Genomic DNA, 15985 nt, shown 5'->3' on the forward strand with positions numbered 1-15985 from the left:
ACCTGCGGCTCAGGCCGGCAGCAGCATCAGCACGGCAGCGACGCCCATCACCGCGGTCGCGGCCGCGCCGAGCACAAGCAGCGGCCGGCTCGCGGTGAAGTCCCCCATCACCGAGCGCTTCGACACGAGCAGCAGAATGACCACCATCAACGGCACGGCCACCACGCCGTTGATGACTGCGCTCCAGAACAGCGCTTTCATCGGACTGATCGGCGAAAACTGGATCGCCAGCGCGGCCAGCACACTCACCGCGATAATCCCGTAGAAGCCACGTGCATCGCGCAATTTGCGCTCGAGCCCTTCCTGCCAGCCCATCGCTTCGGCCAATGCATAGGCGCCCGAGCCTGCCAGCACCGGCACCCCGATGCATCCCACGCCAAGTATGCCGAGCGCGAACAGCAGATACGCGAAGTCGCCGGCAAGCGGGCGTAGTGCGCTCGCCGCCTGGGCGGCGCTAGTGATGTCGGTCACCCCGGCGGCGTGCAGCGTCACGGCCGTGGCGAGCATGATGAAGTAGGCGGTGAGATCGGAATAGAGCATGCCGCTCCAGGTGTCCCAACGGATGCGCCGCAGTTCCGTGCGCGCTGCGTCGGCCTCGCGCACGAGCGGCGCCCGGGACGGATCGGCATGCATGTCTTCGACTTCCTCGGCGGCCTGCCAGAAGAACAGATACGGGCTGATCGTGGTGCCAAACACCGCGACGACGACCGCCGCCGCCTTCGCATCCACGGTGAAGCGCGGCCAGAGCGTGCGCAGCGCCACGTCGCGCCACGGGACATGGACAACGAACAGCACGGCCGCATACGCCAGCAGCGAAACGGTCAGCCACTTCAGAACAAACACGTAGCGATGGTACGGCACGAAGATCTGCAGCAACAGCGTGGCGAACACGAAACACACCGTCAGCAGGTGCCGGTCGATACCGCTGACCAGTTGCGCGACTTCGCCCATTGCGGCTACGTCGGCGGCGATATTCAGCGTATTGGCGAGCAACAGCAGCAGGACCACGGCGTACAGCACGACAGGCGGAAACGCTTCCTTGATGTTGGCGGCGAGACCCTTGCCGGTGACGCGGCCCAGATTGGCGCACATGCACTGGATTGCCGCCATGAGCGGGAACGCCAGCGGCATGGTCCAGAGCATGTTCAGACCGAATTGCGCGCCCGCCTGTGAGTAAGTGGCGATACCGCTCGGATCGTCATCGGCGACACCGGTGATGAGTCCGGGTCCGATGCGTGAGAGCGGATGCTCCCTGAGGCGGGCGAACAGCGCGCCGAGGCGTTTGCGCGGTGCTCGGCGAGACGCCTCGCCTGCCGCCCTGGAGCGTGAGGAGCGTGAGGAGGGTGGTAGGCGGCGTGAAAAGGGCATGGCGGCCTATTGGTTACGCAGCGGGTGACGCAGCGCCGACAACGCGCCGTACACCACGCGCAGGTCGTGCTGACCTTTGTAGACCGCCGGGGCTGACCGGTCTAAATCCAGCAACGTGTAGACGGCGGTCTGTGCGGTGCGCACCGAATATTCGACAGTGAACACCACGTCGTTCGGCAACTCGCAAAACTGCCCGACGAATGCGAGATTCGCCCAACCTTCGGGTACCACCTGCGGCCGGTCGCCGGGCTTGCGCCGCAGAAACTGACTGGTGATGAACGGCATCAGGCACGGAATGCAGATCGCGTCGTCGAGAATGCGTGGGGCGTCCTCGTGCACGTGAAGATGACCCAGCAGTTCGGTCATGATTTCGCGGCCGGTGCAATCGGCCATCGGCTTGCCGACAAAATTGCCGGGCCGGTCGACGAAGAGCCCATAGCCCCAGAGCACTTCGACGTCCTTCGGCTGTCCAATGAAATGCGGCTGGTGCGGCAGCACGATCGACGCAAGCCAGTTCGACTGCGGGAAGGTGATGAGGCCGCCTTCGCCAGGCACGTTGCCGGTCAGATCGCGGATCAGGCGGAATAGCGTCGGGTCGTGCAGCGTCGCGGTGAAGGACAGCCAGCGGGATTCGTCGACGTGATCGGCGAAAACGGATGGATGGCCGAATTCGGCTCGTCCCGACGCGATATTTTTCCAGAGCGCCCACGCGCCGCTGCTGTCGCCGTGATCGAACCCGGCAGGCCGGTTCGTGCCGCCGAGGCTCGATCCCGCAGTCATCGAACCGAGCGTGACGATGACCTTGTCCTCTTCATCGACCGGAATCTCGACACGACGGTTCTCGTGTTCGCAGACGATACCCGCGATCCGGTTCAGCTCGCCGCTTTCGTCATAGCGCAGATCGACGACGCGCGTGTTGGCGCGAAATCGCACGCCGTGCTCGTCGAGCCACTTGCGCAACGGCCGCACCATCGAGTCGTGCTGGTTGTAGACCGTACGCATGATGCCGTGCAACTGGTTGAAGCCCGACGTCATATGCGCGAAGCGCAGCAGGTAGCGGCGGAATTCGACCGCGCTATGCCACGGTTGAAACGCAAAGGTCGTGCACCACATGAACCAGAAGTTGGTTTCGAAAAAGTCCGGCTCGAAGTGTTCCGAAATCCGGCTATCGCCAAGCAGGGCTTCCGGTTCGATCGAGAGACGGCCGAGCGTGAGTACATGCCTCTCGGCGAGTTCATAAGGAGGCGCGTTTTCGCGCCGGCCATTACGCACGAGCCGCGCTTTCGACGAGGTGCGGATCGTTTGGTTCCAGTCGAAAATTTCTTTCGTGACGCTGCTGCGCCCGTCCAGTGTCGGAATCGAGTCGAACAGATCGTAGGTGCACAGATATTTGCTTTCGAGCATGCGGCCGCCGCGGACCATGTAGCCCTCGTCCGGAGAGCCGGCACCGTCCAGACTGCCGCCGGGCTTGTCGAGCGCCTCGAAGATCGTGATGTCGCAGCCGGGCACGTCGGCGTCGCGTATGAGGAACGCAGCGGCCGCGAGCGACGCAATGCCGCCGCCGACGAGATGGAAATGGCGGGCTGCCGCAGGGGCGTCCCTGAAGCCATTCCCGGTGGAGCGCGTCGCAAGGTGGTCTGGGTTGTTCATGCTGAGTCCCCCGAAGATAATGGCCATCCAGATGCCAGTGTCCAGACCATACCGGGGCGAAGCGAACGCGTATTGAGTTGGATCAACGGAGCTTGAGTGGTGCCCCCTTCGCAGCGGAGGAATCGCGCGGTGCCTGAAACAGCGGGGCCCGTTTCAAACGAACCACCACGCGAGCACTGCCGTCAGCAACACGACCGCCCACGACGGCACGCGCCACCACGCAAGCAGCACCAGCGCCACGACGAGCAGCGCGAAATCGCGCCCGTTGTGAACAGCGCTGATCCATACGGGGTCATAGAGCGCGGCGAGCAGGATACCGACCACGGCGGCGTTGATGCCGGCCATGGCGCGGCGCATGGGCGCGAGCGCGCGCAGCTCGCCCCACAGGGGCAGCGCAGCGCCGACCAGCAGAAACGACGGCAGGAAAATCGCCACCGTGGCAATCACTGCGCCGACCATGCCCGACGGATGTCCGGTGCTGGTGGCGCCAAGAAACGCGGCGAACGAAAAAAGCGGACCGGGAACCGCCTGCGCCGCGCCGTAGCCCGCCATGAACGCGTTCGCGGCGACCCAGCCACGCGGCACGACGACTGCTTCCAGCAGCGGCAATACGACGTGCCCGCCGCCAAACACCAGAGATCCGACCCGATAGAACGCCGCAAACAGATCGAGCGGGTAGCTGTGCAGAGAGGCCGCTATGGCAGGCAATCCGAACAGCAACAGTGCGAAAGCCGCGAGGCAGCCGAGCGCGCCGGCTTTCGTTCCCGGCATGCCGAGCGGTGCGCCCGGCACCTCCGTCGACGATTTCAGCAATACGGCACCGGTGATTCCCGCCGTGACGATCGACGCGATCTGCCCGTAAGCCGCGCCGAGCAGAATGACGGCGATGGCCGAGAGCGCCGCGATCGTCACGCGCGCGCGGTCTGGACAGAGCATGCGTCCCATCGACCAGACCGCATGGACGACCACCGCCACCGCCGCGATCTTCAGTCCCCGCAGCAGATGAAGCGCGGTCGCATCCCCCAGACGCGTGAACCCATAGGCGAAAGCCACGAGCACTAACACCGATGGCAGCGTAAAGCCGAGCCAGGCCGCCACCGCACCCGCCACGCCGCCGCGCAGACGGCCAATCGCGATGCCGACCTGGCTGCTGCCGGGCCCGGGCAGAAACTGGCACAGCCCAACCAGGTCGCCGAACGTGTGTTCGTCGAGCCAGTGGCGACGCTTGACGAATTCGTCGCGAAAGTAGCCAAGATGGGCCGCCGGGCCGCCGAACGAAGTCAGACCGAGCCGCAGGAATATCCAGAAGAGCGTCCATGGCGAGCTATGCGCCGTTCGGGTGGTGGGCGTCTGTGTATCTGCGTTGCGCATGGAAAAGGTCGTGCATTGAAGTGCCGGGATGGGCTCCGCAAAATAGCACATCCCGGTCCTGTCGAGCGGGTGTCGGCGTCCGCGCGCTGGTTTGTTCGATCGGTCCCGTCAATCGCACGGCACTGTTGCATCACCGTTGATGCAGGTCAACCGGAGCCTGCGAATAGCGCAGATGATCTGCTCATCGGCTCGCTGCCATGCGTGGCTTTCGGTGTCGCACCAGTCGACCGGCAGGACTATACGCGCGGAGGCAGTATGGGAATCGACATGCAGATCGTCTACTTCGGATTTGCGGGGACCGCGCAAATCGAGTCGGAGGCCGCCGCGCAACTGGTGCGGCTCGAGCGGTTTTGCAAAGCCATTTCCGGATGCCATCTTGCAGTCGAGGCCATTCACAGGCGTGCGTCGAGCGGCATGGTCGACGCGCTCGACACGCGACGCGCGGGTCCGGACGCGGCGCCGAATCATCTCCTGTTCGACGTTCGTCTTGATCTGATCCTGCGCACCGGCGAGCTGGTGCCGCTAGAGCATCAGCAGGGCGCTGACGCCGATGGCGCGGTGCGGGCAGCATTCGATGCAGCCGAGCGGATGCTCGCACGAGGCGCCGCGCGCATCTGATTCCGCACGGATGGGCAATGTTTCCCAGGAGGCAGTCATGTACGCAAACATCGTGGTGGCTCTGGACGGCAGCGAAGCATCGAAGCGTGCACTTTCCGAAGCGATCCAGCTTGCAAAGCTCTCGCGCGGCAAGGTGACGGCGGTCTACGTGCTGGATCAGTCGGGGGCTTTCACGTACGCGGGCGCGTGCGATCCTCATCTGTTGACGGACGCGGCGCGTCAGGTCGGCATGACGCTGCTGCAAGGCGCGCTCGCCCAGATGCGCGAGCTTAACGTCGCGGGCGACACGGAGATCGTGGAGACCCTAGGCGTCTGTGAAGACGTCGCTAGTGCGCTTGTGCGCTGTGCGCAACGCCGTGGCGCAGACCTGGTCGTGATGGGCACACATGGGCGCCGCGGCTTGCGGCGCATGGTGATCGGCAGCGTAGCCGAGCGGTTCGTCCGCTTTGCAACGTGTCCGGTGCTGCTGATCCGGGAGGCGGTGGACACGGAGCATGACCCACCGGCCTGACGTGCATCACGCGACGGCTTCCGATGCGTTGAAAGTGATCGTCGACATGCCGTAGCGATCTCCATCTATTGACGGACAGGTGCCAGGAAGGGGCGCGCTCACGGGCGTGCCCCGCGTCCTGGCTCATTTTGCTTCTGCAACTGCATGCGGACTTTCTCCTATGAATACATGCCCGGTTGCCGGCGAGCCAGCGGCAGACGCGTTGCCCGGCATCATCCCGGGCCCGCACGGAGAACCCGCGCCGCTGCTGCGGCTGGCGCTCGCCCGCGGCCCGGTTCGTATCGCGGTCGTCCATCCCTGCGACAGTCCAAGTCTCGCGGCAATGAGCGCGGCATGCCACGCCGGCCTGATCGATCCGGTGGTCATCGCGCCGCGCGAGAGAATTCAGGCGCTGGCCTCAGCGGTGGGAATCGATCTCGCAGGCATCGAAATCGATGACGTGCCGCATAGTCATGCCGCAGCCGCCCGTGCGGTTGAACTTGCGGCGCGTGGACACGTGCAGGCGCTAATGAAAGGCAGTCTGCCGACCGCCGAACTCATGGAAGCCGTGGTTCAGCCGGGAAAGGGTTGGCTGGGTTTGCGGACCGGCAAGCGCATGTCGCACTGTTTTCTGATGCAGATTCCGAGCTATCCACGCCCCTTTATCATCACGGACGCCGCAGTCAATGTGGTCCCGGATCTGGAGCAGAAGCAGGGCATCGTGCAAAACGCGATCGATCTCGCGCACGCGCTCGGCCTCGCGCTGCCCCGTGTCGCGATCCTTGGCGCGGTTGAAACCGTCAATTCGAAGATGCGCGCCACACTTGACGCCGCGGCCTTGTCCAAGATGGCAGACCGAGGCCAGCTAACCGGCGCGTTGGTGGACGGACCGCTCGCCTTCGACGACGCTATTTCGGTCAGAGCCGCGCGGCTGAAGGGAATTGTCTCTCTTGTTGCAGGCCGCGCTGACATCCTGGTGGTGCCCGATCTCGAGGCTGGCAACATGCTCGTCAAGCAACTGGAGTTTCTCGGCGGAGCCGCCAGCGCTGGCATTGTTCTCGGTGCCAGGGTACCCATCGTGCTCACGGGCCGCACCGACGGCGTGCCCACGCGGGTGGCATCATGTGCGCTGGCGGTGCTGCTGGCCGACCCGTGCGGCGGCCAAGCGGGCGGCAGGTGCCGCCCGGAATCTGCCTGATCACGCTTCGCGCAGTTCTTCCTGAATCGTCAGGCTCACGGCAAGTTGAGCGGTTACCGCACCTGTCGGCAACACCACGTGCCCGTGGGTCTCGTTGATGATTTCCGCGGCGGACAGATAAAACGCCAGCAGCGCGGTCAGCATGCCCAGATACCCGCCTGCATGATGCAGCCATTCAAGGCCGGTCCATTCGCTCGCCGCGAGCACGAAGAAGGTCACCCACAGCGAGAGAAACACCAGTTGCAGCACGCGTGCGGCCCGCCATGTCGCGACCCACATGTAAAGCGTAAACACACCCCAAAGAAACAGATACCAGCCGATAAAGGCAGCCGGCACCGTGCCGTGCAGAAACAGCACGAACAGTGCGAGCGACCACCAGAAAGCGCCGTAGCTGAGGAAAGCGGTCGCGCCAAACGTGTTGCCGCGCGGAATCTCCATGAGTCCGGCGAGCGCCTGCGCGGTGCCGCCGTAAGCGAAAGCGACGGCGAGCACCATCCCCATCGCATTGCCGCTGAACCAGCCGGCGTTGATCATGCTGAGCAGCCACGTCGTCAATGCGAAACCCGCGAGACCGAGCGAAGCGGGATTGGGAGCCTTGACATTCATGATGACATCCTCCGTTCCGTGCAGGAACGATGAAATTAGGATAAGCGCGTGTCCACGCTGGGCACGCGCGAGGTCGGATCGTGCTTGAGGCAAATTGGGCGAGCGGTTATCGCTCTCGGGTCAGATGGGAATCAGGTGGCATCGGCGAATTGTGAAATCACCGCGGGGTTTTCGACCGTCGAGGTGTCCTGCACGATGACTTCGCCTTTGGCCACCGAGCGCAACAGCCGGCGCACCACCTTGCCCGAGCGAGTCTTCGGCATCGCGTCGCCGAAGCGGATGTCTTTGGGCTTGGCGATCGGGCCGATCTCTTTGCCCACCCACGCGCGCAGTTCGTCGGCCACGCGCTTCGCGTCGGCTGCGCACGGCCGCGCCGTCTTGAGCACCACGAATGCGACGATTGCCTCGCCGGCGGTGTCGTCCGGGCGGCCGACCACCGCGGCTTCCGCAACCAGCGGATGCGCGGCGAGCGCCGACTCGATTTCCATGGTCCCGAGCCGGTGCCCGGAAACGTTCAGCACGTCGTCGATCCGGCCGGTGATCGTGAAGTAGCCGGTGTCGATGTCGCGGATCGCACCGTCGCCCGCAAGGTACAGCCTGCCGCCAAGCTCGTCGGGAAAATAGCCATGCCGGAAGCGCTCCGGGTTGCCCCATATGGTTCTGATCATCGAGGGCCACGGCTTGCGGATGACGAGCACGCCGCCGTGGCCATTCGGCACTTCGTGACCGGTTTCGTCGACGATCGCCGCGTCGATGCCGGGCATTGGCAACGTGCATGAGCCCGGCACGAGGGGCGTCGCGCCCGGCAGCGGGGAAATCATGTGGCCGCCGGTTTCCGTTTGCCAGAACGTGTCGAGCACAGGGCAACGGCCGCCGCCGACATGCTGGGCATACCACGTCCACGCGCTTGGATTGATCGGCTCGCCGACCGTGCCGAGCAGACGCAGACTGCTCAGGTCGAAGCTGTCCGGATGCACCGAGCTATCGGCCTCCGAGGACTTGATGAGCGAGCGGATCGCCGTCGGCGCCGTATAGAAGATACTGACCCTGTGGCGCTCGATCATGTTCCAGAAGCGGCCCGCGTTCGGGAAAGTGGGCACGCCTTCGAAGATCACCTGCGTCGCGCCAACCGCGGTCGGCCCATAGCAGATGTAGGTGTGGCCGGTGATCCAGCCGATGTCCGCCGTGCACCAGAATACGTCGGCGGGCTTGATGTCGAAGGTCCATTTCATCGTCAGCGCGGCCCACAGCAGATAGCCGCCGGTGCTGTGCTGAACGCCTTTCGGCGTGCCTGTCGAGCCGGACGTGTACAGCACGAACAACGGATGCTCCGCGCCGACCCACTCGGGTTCGCAGGTGTCCGGCTGCGCCGCTTCGAGTTCGTGCAACCATGCGTCGCGGCCTGCGATCCATGGAATCCGGCCGCCCGTGCGCCGGTAAATCGCCACTGTCCCGATGCCGTCCGTGCCGCCCATCGCGAGCGCTTCGTCGACGATCGTTTTGAGCGGCAACGTCTTGCCGCCGCGAACCTGCTCGTCAGCGGTGATGACGGCAGATGCGCCGACGTCGACGATGCGTTCATGCAGCGACTTCGCGGAGAAGCCGCCGAACACCACCGAGTGCGGCGCGCCGATGCGCGCGCAAGCGAGCATGGCGACCACGCCCTCCACCGACATCGGCATGTAAATCACCACGCGGTCACCCTTTTTCACGCCGCGCGCGCGCAGCGCGTTGGCGAACCGGCATACGCGGTGGTACAGCGCCTGATAGGTCACATGCGTGATCTTCCCATCGTCGGACTCGAAGACGATCGCGGTCTTGTCCGCCAGGCCGTTGATCAGGTTGCGATCGAGACAGTTATATGACGCGTTTAGCTCGCCGTCTTCGAACCACCGATAAAACGGTGCATCCGTCTCGTCGAGCACCTTCGTGAATGGGCGGCGCCACGCGAGCTGTTCACGGGCAAGGCGTGCCCAGAATGCCTGGTGGTCCTGGCTTGCCTCGGCAACGAGGGCGCGATAGGCCTGCATGCCGTCGATGCTCGCATCCGGAGCAAGCGGGATGTGCAGCGCGGTGCTGTTGGGGACAACCGATTCGATGGTAGACATAGTCTCCTCACATAAATCATGAAGGGGCAAAGCGTGCAGTACGCAAGAAAAGCGCTTTACCGATGCGGGAAGGCTCTTGTTGGCCATGAGGTGCCTGGGCCGACGCTCCAACATGGTGGAGCCGGCCTCAGATCAGCGTGGGTGCACGGCAACTATGATCCAGCCACGGGCGGCGCTGTTGATGCATATCAACTGAAAGGCGGAGCGCGGCAGGGTTTTCGCGGGCGACACGAATAGCGGGAGCCTTGATGAAAATCAATCGCAACAGCACAACAAGAACGATGATGAACACTTCTTTCATCGTCTGACTATCCCGCGAACAGCATGAAAGGCATCCTCCGGCTCGCGTTCAAGCTTCTCATCAACGACAGCGCGAAATTCTCCGCGTTGCTAGTGGGCATTTCGTTCGCCGTCTTTCTGATGATTCAGATGACCTCGCTCTTCGCCGGCATCCTCAACAAATCGTCATCGACCGTCATCAATATCGGCGCAAAAATATGGGTGATGGACCCGGCGGTGCAGACCATCGCGAGCAGCATCGGCATGCCGAGCTACGTGCTCGATGCGGTGCGCAGTGTCGATGGCGTGAAATACGCTGTACCGCTCTATTCGGGTGCGGCTCTGGTCAAGCTGCGGGACGGCACGTATCAGGCGGTCACGGTGATCGGTCTCGACGACGCGAGCCTGTTCGGCTGGCCGCACATGAAGCAGGGCAAGATCGAAGACATCTATGCGGAAAATGGTTTCATTGCGATCGACGATGCCGAGTTCGTGAAGCTGAAGAACCCGACGCTCGGCACCGACTTCGAGCTCAATGACCATCGGGGCGTGGTGGTCGGCATCGCGACAGTGGCGAGCAGCGGCCTGTTCGGCACGCCCACGCTATACACCACTTATCAACGCGCGGTCACATACATTCCGTCAAGCCGTTACACCACCTCGTACATTCTCGTCGAACCCAAGTCAGATGCCGACATCGCGCACATCAAGCAGGCGGTGCGGGCGATGGGTTACGTGGCATTCACGAAAAACGAGTTCATGTACCGGATATCGCACTTTTACAAGTACGAAACCGGGCTCGGCACCAACATCATGTTGATGACCGTGATCAGTTTCGTGGTCGGTCTGTCCATTTCAGGACAAACGTTCTACACGTTCATTCTTGAGAACCTCGAGAAATTCGGTGCACTGAAGGCAATCGGTGCGAAGCGGTACGAACTCGTCGCGATGATCCTGTTCCAGGCCACGTTCACCGCACTCACAGGTTATGGGCTCGGCGTCGGCCTGTGCGTGGCATTGATCAGCCTCGCACGGCTGCGCATTCCGGATTACGCCGCCATGATCACCTACAGTAATCTGGCGCTGGCGTTCGGCATGGTGATCGTGATTGCCGCGACGTCCAGCTACATGGGTATCCGCCGCGTGCTGCGGATCGAACCCTTCGACATCTTCCGGGGCTAGCCATGGCGAATCTGGCGATCGACGCCCGGGCGGTCACCAAGTGGTTCGGCGAGGGCGACGCGCGCACCTGTGCGTTGCGCGATGTATCGATCGAAGCGAGATTCGGCGAGATGCTGCTGATCGTGGGGCCGTCGGGTAGCGGCAAGACCACCTTGTTGAGTGTCATCTCGGGGATACTGCGGCCGGACAGTGGCGATGTCGTGGTGGACGGCATCGATCTGTGGAAACAGCCGCACGACGCGATTGCGGACTTCCGGCTCAACCGCATCGGTTTCGTGTTCCAGGACTACCACCTGTTCGGGCGGCTGACGACTGCGGAAAACGTGGCCATTCCGCTCATTCTGAAACGGCGGCCGTGGGACGAAGCACTCGGCGACGCGCTCAGGTACCTGAAAATTGTGGGTCTCGAGAACCGCGCGCAACTCCCGCCCGTGAAACTCTCGGGTGGAGAGCAGCAGCGCGTGGCGATCGCGCGCGCCATCGTGAGCCAGCCGGACATCCTTGTCTTCGACGAACCGACCGCATCGCTCGACGGCGACACCGGTCGCAGCATTATCGAATTCGTCAAACATCAGGTGCTCAACGAGCACCGCTGCATCGTCATCGTCACACACGACAGCCGCATCTTCGACTACGCCGATCGTATCCTGCACATGGAAGACGGTCGACTCAAAAGCGTCGACCTCGGGAGTGCGAAATGAAACGCACGCTCGTCTTCGCGTTCGCCATCGCCGGTTTTATCGCGGGCATTGTGGCGGCATTTGTCTACGGCCAGCAACAGGTGCCGCAGCCGCCGGTCTTCAGTCCCGCTGCGAATCCGTACGCGCGCGGCGTGTACGCGCAGGGTATCGTCGAAAGCGATCAGCCGGCCGGGGAAAACATCAACGTTTATCCGAATGTGGCCGGTGCGGTGACCAGGGTGAGCGCACGCGAAGGTGCGGCAGTGAAAGCAGGCGACGTGCTGCTCACGATCGACGATTCGGTGCAGCGCGCAACGGCCGCCCAGCTCGCCGCGCAGGCGGAAGCAGCCGCGGCCATGCTCGATGAACTGAAGTCCCAGCCACGCAAGGAAACGCTGGACGTGGCGAGCGCCCAGGTCAGCGCGGCGGCCGCGAGCCTCAAGATGGCGCAGGATCAGTTCGACAAGCAGCAGAAGGCATTTGCGATCGACACGAAAGCGGTCAGCAAGGACACGCTTGACAACGCGGTGAACGCGCTGAAGGTTGCCCGCGCAAATCTCGACGTGGTCACGCGGCAGTACAACCTCACGCGGGCCGGCGCATGGATCTACGACATCCGGAATCAGCAGAAACAGGTCGACGCGTTGCGCAAGGCCGCGGACTCGGCGGACGCGCTGGTGGCGCAATACACGATACGCGCGCCGGCCGACGGCGTGGTGCTATCAGTCAATGCAGCGCAAGGCTCGTACGTGTCGCCGCTAGGGGTGTACGAGCCCTATGCGAAGGGCCAGGCGCCGGTGCTGGTGATTGGCTCACCCGCTGGGCAACTGGCCGTGCGCTGTTACGTCGATGAAATTCTGATCGACCGCCTGCCCGACCCTCATGCGCTGAAAGCGCGCATGTTCGTGCGTGGCACCCATCTCGAGGCGCCGCTGGAGTTCATGCGAATCCAGCCCTACGTGTCGCCCAAAATTGAACTGAGCGATCAGCGCACCGAACGCGTCGATGTGCGCGTGCTGCCGGTGATTTTCCGTGTCGCGTTGCCAAAGGGCGCGCGTCTATACCCAGGACAGCTCGTCGATGTCTATATCGCCGCCGGATGACACGCGCCGTGTTCCCGCGTGCGCTCGTATGCGCCGCCTGCTGCGGCGGGCGGCGGTATTGCTGCTCGCATTGCCGCTCGATGCCTGCATGATGGGGCCGAACTTCTCACGGCCACCGCCGCCAAAGGTCGATCAGTTTGTGACGGGCGGGCTGCCCGCCGAGCCGATGCAGGCGGCTGGCGCCTCGCAGACGTTCTCCGCGCAAGCTGATCTGCCTTCCGACTGGTGGACGCTGTTCGGCTCCCTGGCGATTGACAACGCTGTCGACGAAGCGCTGACCGGCAATGCGACGATCGACAGCGCCCAGGCCGCGCTGCGTCAAAGTGAAGATGAAATGCGCGCGGGCGCCGGCATATTCTTTCCGCAGATCGATGCGGGTTTCGGCGCGTCCCGCCAGAAATTTTCACCGCTGCGGCTCGGCTCCGATCAGCCGTCGACGCTCTTCAATCTGTTTACGCTCTCTGCCAGCGTGAGCTATGTGCTCGATATCTGGGGGGGCCGGGCGCGCATGGTCGAGGCATTGCGCGCGCGCGAAGACGCGCAGCGCTATAGTGTGCTCGCGACCTATCTCACGCTCACGGCCAACGTGGTCAACACGATGATCGCGCGCGCGGCATATACCGATCAGATTGCCGCAACCAGTGAAATGATCGGGCTATTGCAGGAACAGGTTCGCATCACGCGGGCGCAGTCCGACGCGGGCACCAGTGCGTACTCGGCGGTTCTCACGCTCGAAAACGAACAGGCCACGCTTGAGGCCTCGGTGCCCGCGCTCGCCCAGAAGCGCGCGCAGGCGGAAGATCTGCTTGCGGTGCTGTCGGGCATGGTGCCGGCGCAGTGGCACGCGCCTGAGCTTTCACTCGGCGATATCGCGCTGCCGTCCACCTTGCCCGATACGGTGCCCGCGTCGCTCGTGCGCCGTCGTCCAGACATTCTGCAAGCCGAAGCCGCATTTCACGTGGCGAGCGCAAACATTGGGGTCGCGACGGCCAATCTGTTACCCGGCGTTACCCTCAGTGCTTCCGGCGGCTATGACAATTCGTCCATGAGCACGTTATTGCATCGCAGCGGGCAGATATGGGCAGTGGCTGCCGACATCACTGCGCCCGTGTTTCACGGCGGCACGCTCTGGTTCCAGCGAAAGGCGGCCCTCGATGCGTATGCGCAGGAGCGCGCTGCATACCGGCAGGTCGTGCTGAGCGCTTTCGGCGAGGTGGCGGATGTGCTTCGCGCGCTCGACAACGATGCCCGTGCGCTGGATGCGCAAACGCGGGCGATGGATGCCGCGGCCCAGGCGCTGCACCTGATCAGGATCGACTACGACGCGGGCACGATAGGCTATCTGCAGATACTGGTTGCGGATCAGCAATATCACCAGGCGCGAATCGCGTGGTTGCAAGGCGTGGCGCAAAGACTTCAGGATACCGTGGCGCTGTACGTTGCATTGGGCGGCGGGTGGAACGATCAGAAGTAACGATCGGAAGTAACGGCATCTGGCGGCCTCTGCGCTGCATGTATCACGTCAGGCATGACACTTCCGGCATGACTTCCGCCACAACGCGGCTCGTACCTGCATCAGCCCGCGTCATGCGCATCGGCGAAATCGAAGTGGCCGATGGTTTGCGCGAGGACCGGCACACTGTCGCGCCCAAGGTGCATCTCGACGCCCAATGCGCTGCGGTTGAGCCAGCTGCGGGCGGCAACCGCCAATCCGGCGGCCGCGCAGAATAGGTAGACGTTTTGCATGATCGCCCCAGCACTTGCATACGCAAATGGCTCGCGCTGCGATGGGGCAATGTCGTGCATGCGGGCAAGGTTGGCGACATACACCAGTTCGAGCGGCGCCTCGCCGACAAATTCCTGATACCCCGTCAAACCGCGTAGATCGGCCGCGACCACCAGATCGAGACCATGGTGCAGCGGATCGTAGCGGTAGATGCCGCACGCGAGCGCCGCATAAATGTCGATCTCGTGCAAGGCGAGGACCGACGGCGCCGTGCGTCCGTTGTTGCCGTCGGGTCCGATGCGGTCAATGCCGTCGGCGGCCCAGAGCAACTGGCTCAGTGTCGATTCGTCGAGCCCGGTCGTCGCGAAGCGGCGAGTCGTGCGCCGTTTCGAAAAGGCTTCCATGATCAGCAGGCCGCCGCTCAGCATGGGTAGTGGCAGCGTGATATGCGAAGCCGCGCGGCCGGTGGCCGGGCGTGCACGTGCTGGATCGCGCGGCTCAGTGCCGAGTCTGAACAGATGTCTCATGGCAACCTCATCGAACAGGCGTTGGGCCGGGGCCGGGCCTCATGACACCACCTCGGCAAGCGGGCGGCGCGGCGAATGGGGCACGGGCTCCGCACGGCCGACGCGCAACAGGATCTGGGGTGTCGCGTCCGTCGCCAGCGCCGTGCGCAGCCGCTCACGCAAGGCGCTCAATTCGATCGGTTGATTCAGATAGGACGCCGTCAACCCGGCATTCGCGGCGACCAGCAACAGGCGTTCGAGCGCCTGGCCGGCTGCCAGCCACGCGGAAGCGTCGTCCGTCGGCATCGCCACGCAGATCAGCAGCGGTGAGCCCGCAGCGAGCGCATGATGCGCCGCCGCGAGGCCGCCGCCGAGGTCGAAGGTGCGCATGACCGAGGTGAGCACGGGTGCCGCCAGGTCGAGCAGTGCGCTCAGGCCTGCGGAGAGGGCCGGCATGCCGTCTTCGCGGCGTCGCGGATGGACCCAGCTGGCCAGTTCGCGGCGAAAACGCGGATCCTCGAACTGGAGCCGGTCGGCTTCGGCGACCAGCTCGGCGAGCGTCTCGCGCAGTGACGCGTTGGAGACGCAAATCACGTCCGCGCCTTCCGCTTCTGCGGCTTCCACGAGTTGTCGCTGGATAGCCGGGGGCAGCGGCTCGTCCGCGAAGATCTCGCGGGTGGTGACGCGGCGGGCAATCGCCTGAAACAGGGGGGCAAGACCGGTGTCGCGGTGACCGCCGTCGACGATGCGCAGATGCGCCAGCACGTCGGGATCGGCACGCCACGGGAAGAGGGTGATCGCGTAGGCAAGCCCGAAGTAGCTCAGTGCCACGCGCAGATTGAACAGCGCCGCACCGCAACTCATGATCAGCTCGCGATCGAACGGATCGACCACCGGCAATGCGCGCAACCGGTCGGCGCAGAGGCTCACGCTGTCGCCATTCACGATGAAGTGCCACGGCTGCGCGTTGTGGTTCGACGGCGCCAGCACGGCATAGCGTATTGCGAATCGCAGCTTGTCTTCGACGCTCGCGGCGGGGTCCAGCTGATGTTCGTCGACGGCCCACGCGGCCGTCTGCGGCAATGCGCTCATGTCATGGT

General features: G+C 63.9%; 15 protein-coding genes. 7 read left to right on the forward strand and 8 right to left on the reverse strand.

What is annotated here, in order from left to right; genetic code table 11:
* Positions 1-9: 9 nt before the first annotated feature.
* The 3 genes from PQQ53_RS19870 to chrA form a co-directional block, all read right to left on the reverse strand.
* Positions 10-1368 carry an NRAMP family divalent metal transporter gene (locus PQQ53_RS19870; RefSeq protein ID WP_408325528.1) on the reverse strand — a complete coding sequence of 453 codons (1359 nt, stop codon included), beginning with the start codon at positions 1366-1368 and terminating at the stop codon, positions 10-12.
* Between the two features lie 6 nt (positions 1369-1374).
* Positions 1375-3018: an oleate hydratase gene (locus tag PQQ53_RS19875; RefSeq protein ID WP_408325532.1), complete on the reverse strand. Its 1644-nt coding sequence runs from the start codon at positions 3016-3018 to the stop codon at positions 1375-1377.
* A 153-nt stretch (positions 3019-3171) separates the two neighbouring features.
* A complete protein-coding gene (gene chrA, locus PQQ53_RS19880; RefSeq protein WP_408325535.1) occupies positions 3172-4389 on the reverse strand; it encodes a chromate efflux transporter in 1218 nt (405 codons plus the stop codon).
* A gap of 255 nt (positions 4390-4644) precedes the next feature.
* On the opposite strand from chrA, the gene PQQ53_RS19885 reads away from it, so the two are divergent.
* The 3 genes from PQQ53_RS19885 (at position 4645) to PQQ53_RS19895 (ending at position 6695) form a co-directional block, all read left to right on the forward strand.
* Positions 4645-5007, forward strand: coding sequence for a hypothetical protein (locus PQQ53_RS19885; RefSeq protein WP_408147616.1), 363 nt, complete (start codon positions 4645-4647; stop codon positions 5005-5007).
* A 37-nt stretch (positions 5008-5044) separates the two neighbouring features.
* On the forward strand, positions 5045-5518 hold the full coding sequence (locus PQQ53_RS19890) for a universal stress protein (RefSeq protein ID WP_408147618.1): 474 nt from the start codon (positions 5045-5047) through the stop codon (positions 5516-5518).
* Positions 5519-5678: 160 nt separating this feature from the next.
* On the forward strand, positions 5679-6695 hold the full coding sequence (locus PQQ53_RS19895) for a bifunctional enoyl-CoA hydratase/phosphate acetyltransferase (protein ID WP_408325538.1): 1017 nt from the start codon (positions 5679-5681) through the stop codon (positions 6693-6695).
* On the opposite strand, the gene PQQ53_RS19900 is transcribed toward PQQ53_RS19895, so the two are convergent.
* The 3 genes from PQQ53_RS19900 to PQQ53_RS19910 form a co-directional block, all read right to left on the reverse strand.
* Positions 6696-7301: an acetate uptake transporter gene (locus PQQ53_RS19900; RefSeq protein WP_408147623.1), complete on the reverse strand. Its 606-nt coding sequence runs from the start codon at positions 7299-7301 to the stop codon at positions 6696-6698.
* A gap of 131 nt (positions 7302-7432) precedes the next feature.
* Positions 7433-9409 (reverse strand): acetate--CoA ligase, encoded by a 1977-nt coding sequence (gene acs, locus PQQ53_RS19905; protein ID WP_408325541.1) that lies wholly within the window; start codon positions 9407-9409, stop codon positions 7433-7435.
* Positions 9410-9536: 127 nt separating this feature from the next.
* Positions 9537-9710, reverse strand: a complete 174-nt coding sequence (locus tag PQQ53_RS19910) for a hypothetical protein (RefSeq protein WP_408147627.1) — start codon at positions 9708-9710, stop codon at positions 9537-9539.
* Positions 9711-9733: 23 nt separating this feature from the next.
* Between PQQ53_RS19910 and PQQ53_RS19915 the strand changes: the two genes are divergently transcribed.
* The 4 genes from PQQ53_RS19915 to PQQ53_RS19930 are packed head-to-tail and all read left to right on the forward strand — an operon-like array spanning position 9734 to position 14127.
* The gene (locus PQQ53_RS19915) at positions 9734-10870 is read left to right on the forward strand and encodes an ABC transporter permease (protein WP_408325544.1); all 1137 of its coding nucleotides are present in this window, start codon (positions 9734-9736) and stop codon (positions 10868-10870) included.
* Positions 10871-10872: 2 nt separating this feature from the next.
* A complete protein-coding gene (locus PQQ53_RS19920) occupies positions 10873-11571 on the forward strand; it encodes an ABC transporter ATP-binding protein (protein WP_408325547.1) in 699 nt (232 codons plus the stop codon).
* Positions 11568-12653, forward strand: coding sequence for an HlyD family secretion protein (locus PQQ53_RS19925; protein WP_408325550.1), 1086 nt, complete (start codon positions 11568-11570; stop codon positions 12651-12653). Before PQQ53_RS19920 ends, PQQ53_RS19925 begins: the two co-directional genes overlap by 4 nt.
* A 28-nt stretch (positions 12654-12681) precedes the next feature.
* Positions 12682-14127, forward strand: coding sequence for an efflux transporter outer membrane subunit (locus PQQ53_RS19930; RefSeq protein WP_408325676.1), 1446 nt, complete (start codon positions 12682-12684; stop codon positions 14125-14127).
* 101 nt (positions 14128-14228) lie between these two features.
* Here the strand turns inward: PQQ53_RS19930 and PQQ53_RS19935 are convergent, their stop codons facing one another.
* Both PQQ53_RS19935 and PQQ53_RS19940 read right to left on the reverse strand, forming a co-directional pair.
* Entirely contained in the window at positions 14229-14906 is a 678-nt protein-coding gene (locus tag PQQ53_RS19935) for a nitroreductase family protein (protein WP_408325553.1), read from the reverse strand.
* A gap of 39 nt (positions 14907-14945) precedes the next feature.
* Entirely contained in the window at positions 14946-15977 is a 1032-nt protein-coding gene (locus PQQ53_RS19940; protein ID WP_408325556.1) for an Acg family FMN-binding oxidoreductase, read from the reverse strand.
* Between the last annotated feature and the right edge of the window lie 8 nt (positions 15978-15985).

The organism is Paraburkholderia strydomiana (genome assembly GCF_046030495.1).
Lineage (GTDB): Bacteria > Pseudomonadota > Gammaproteobacteria > Burkholderiales > Burkholderiaceae > Paraburkholderia > Paraburkholderia strydomiana_A.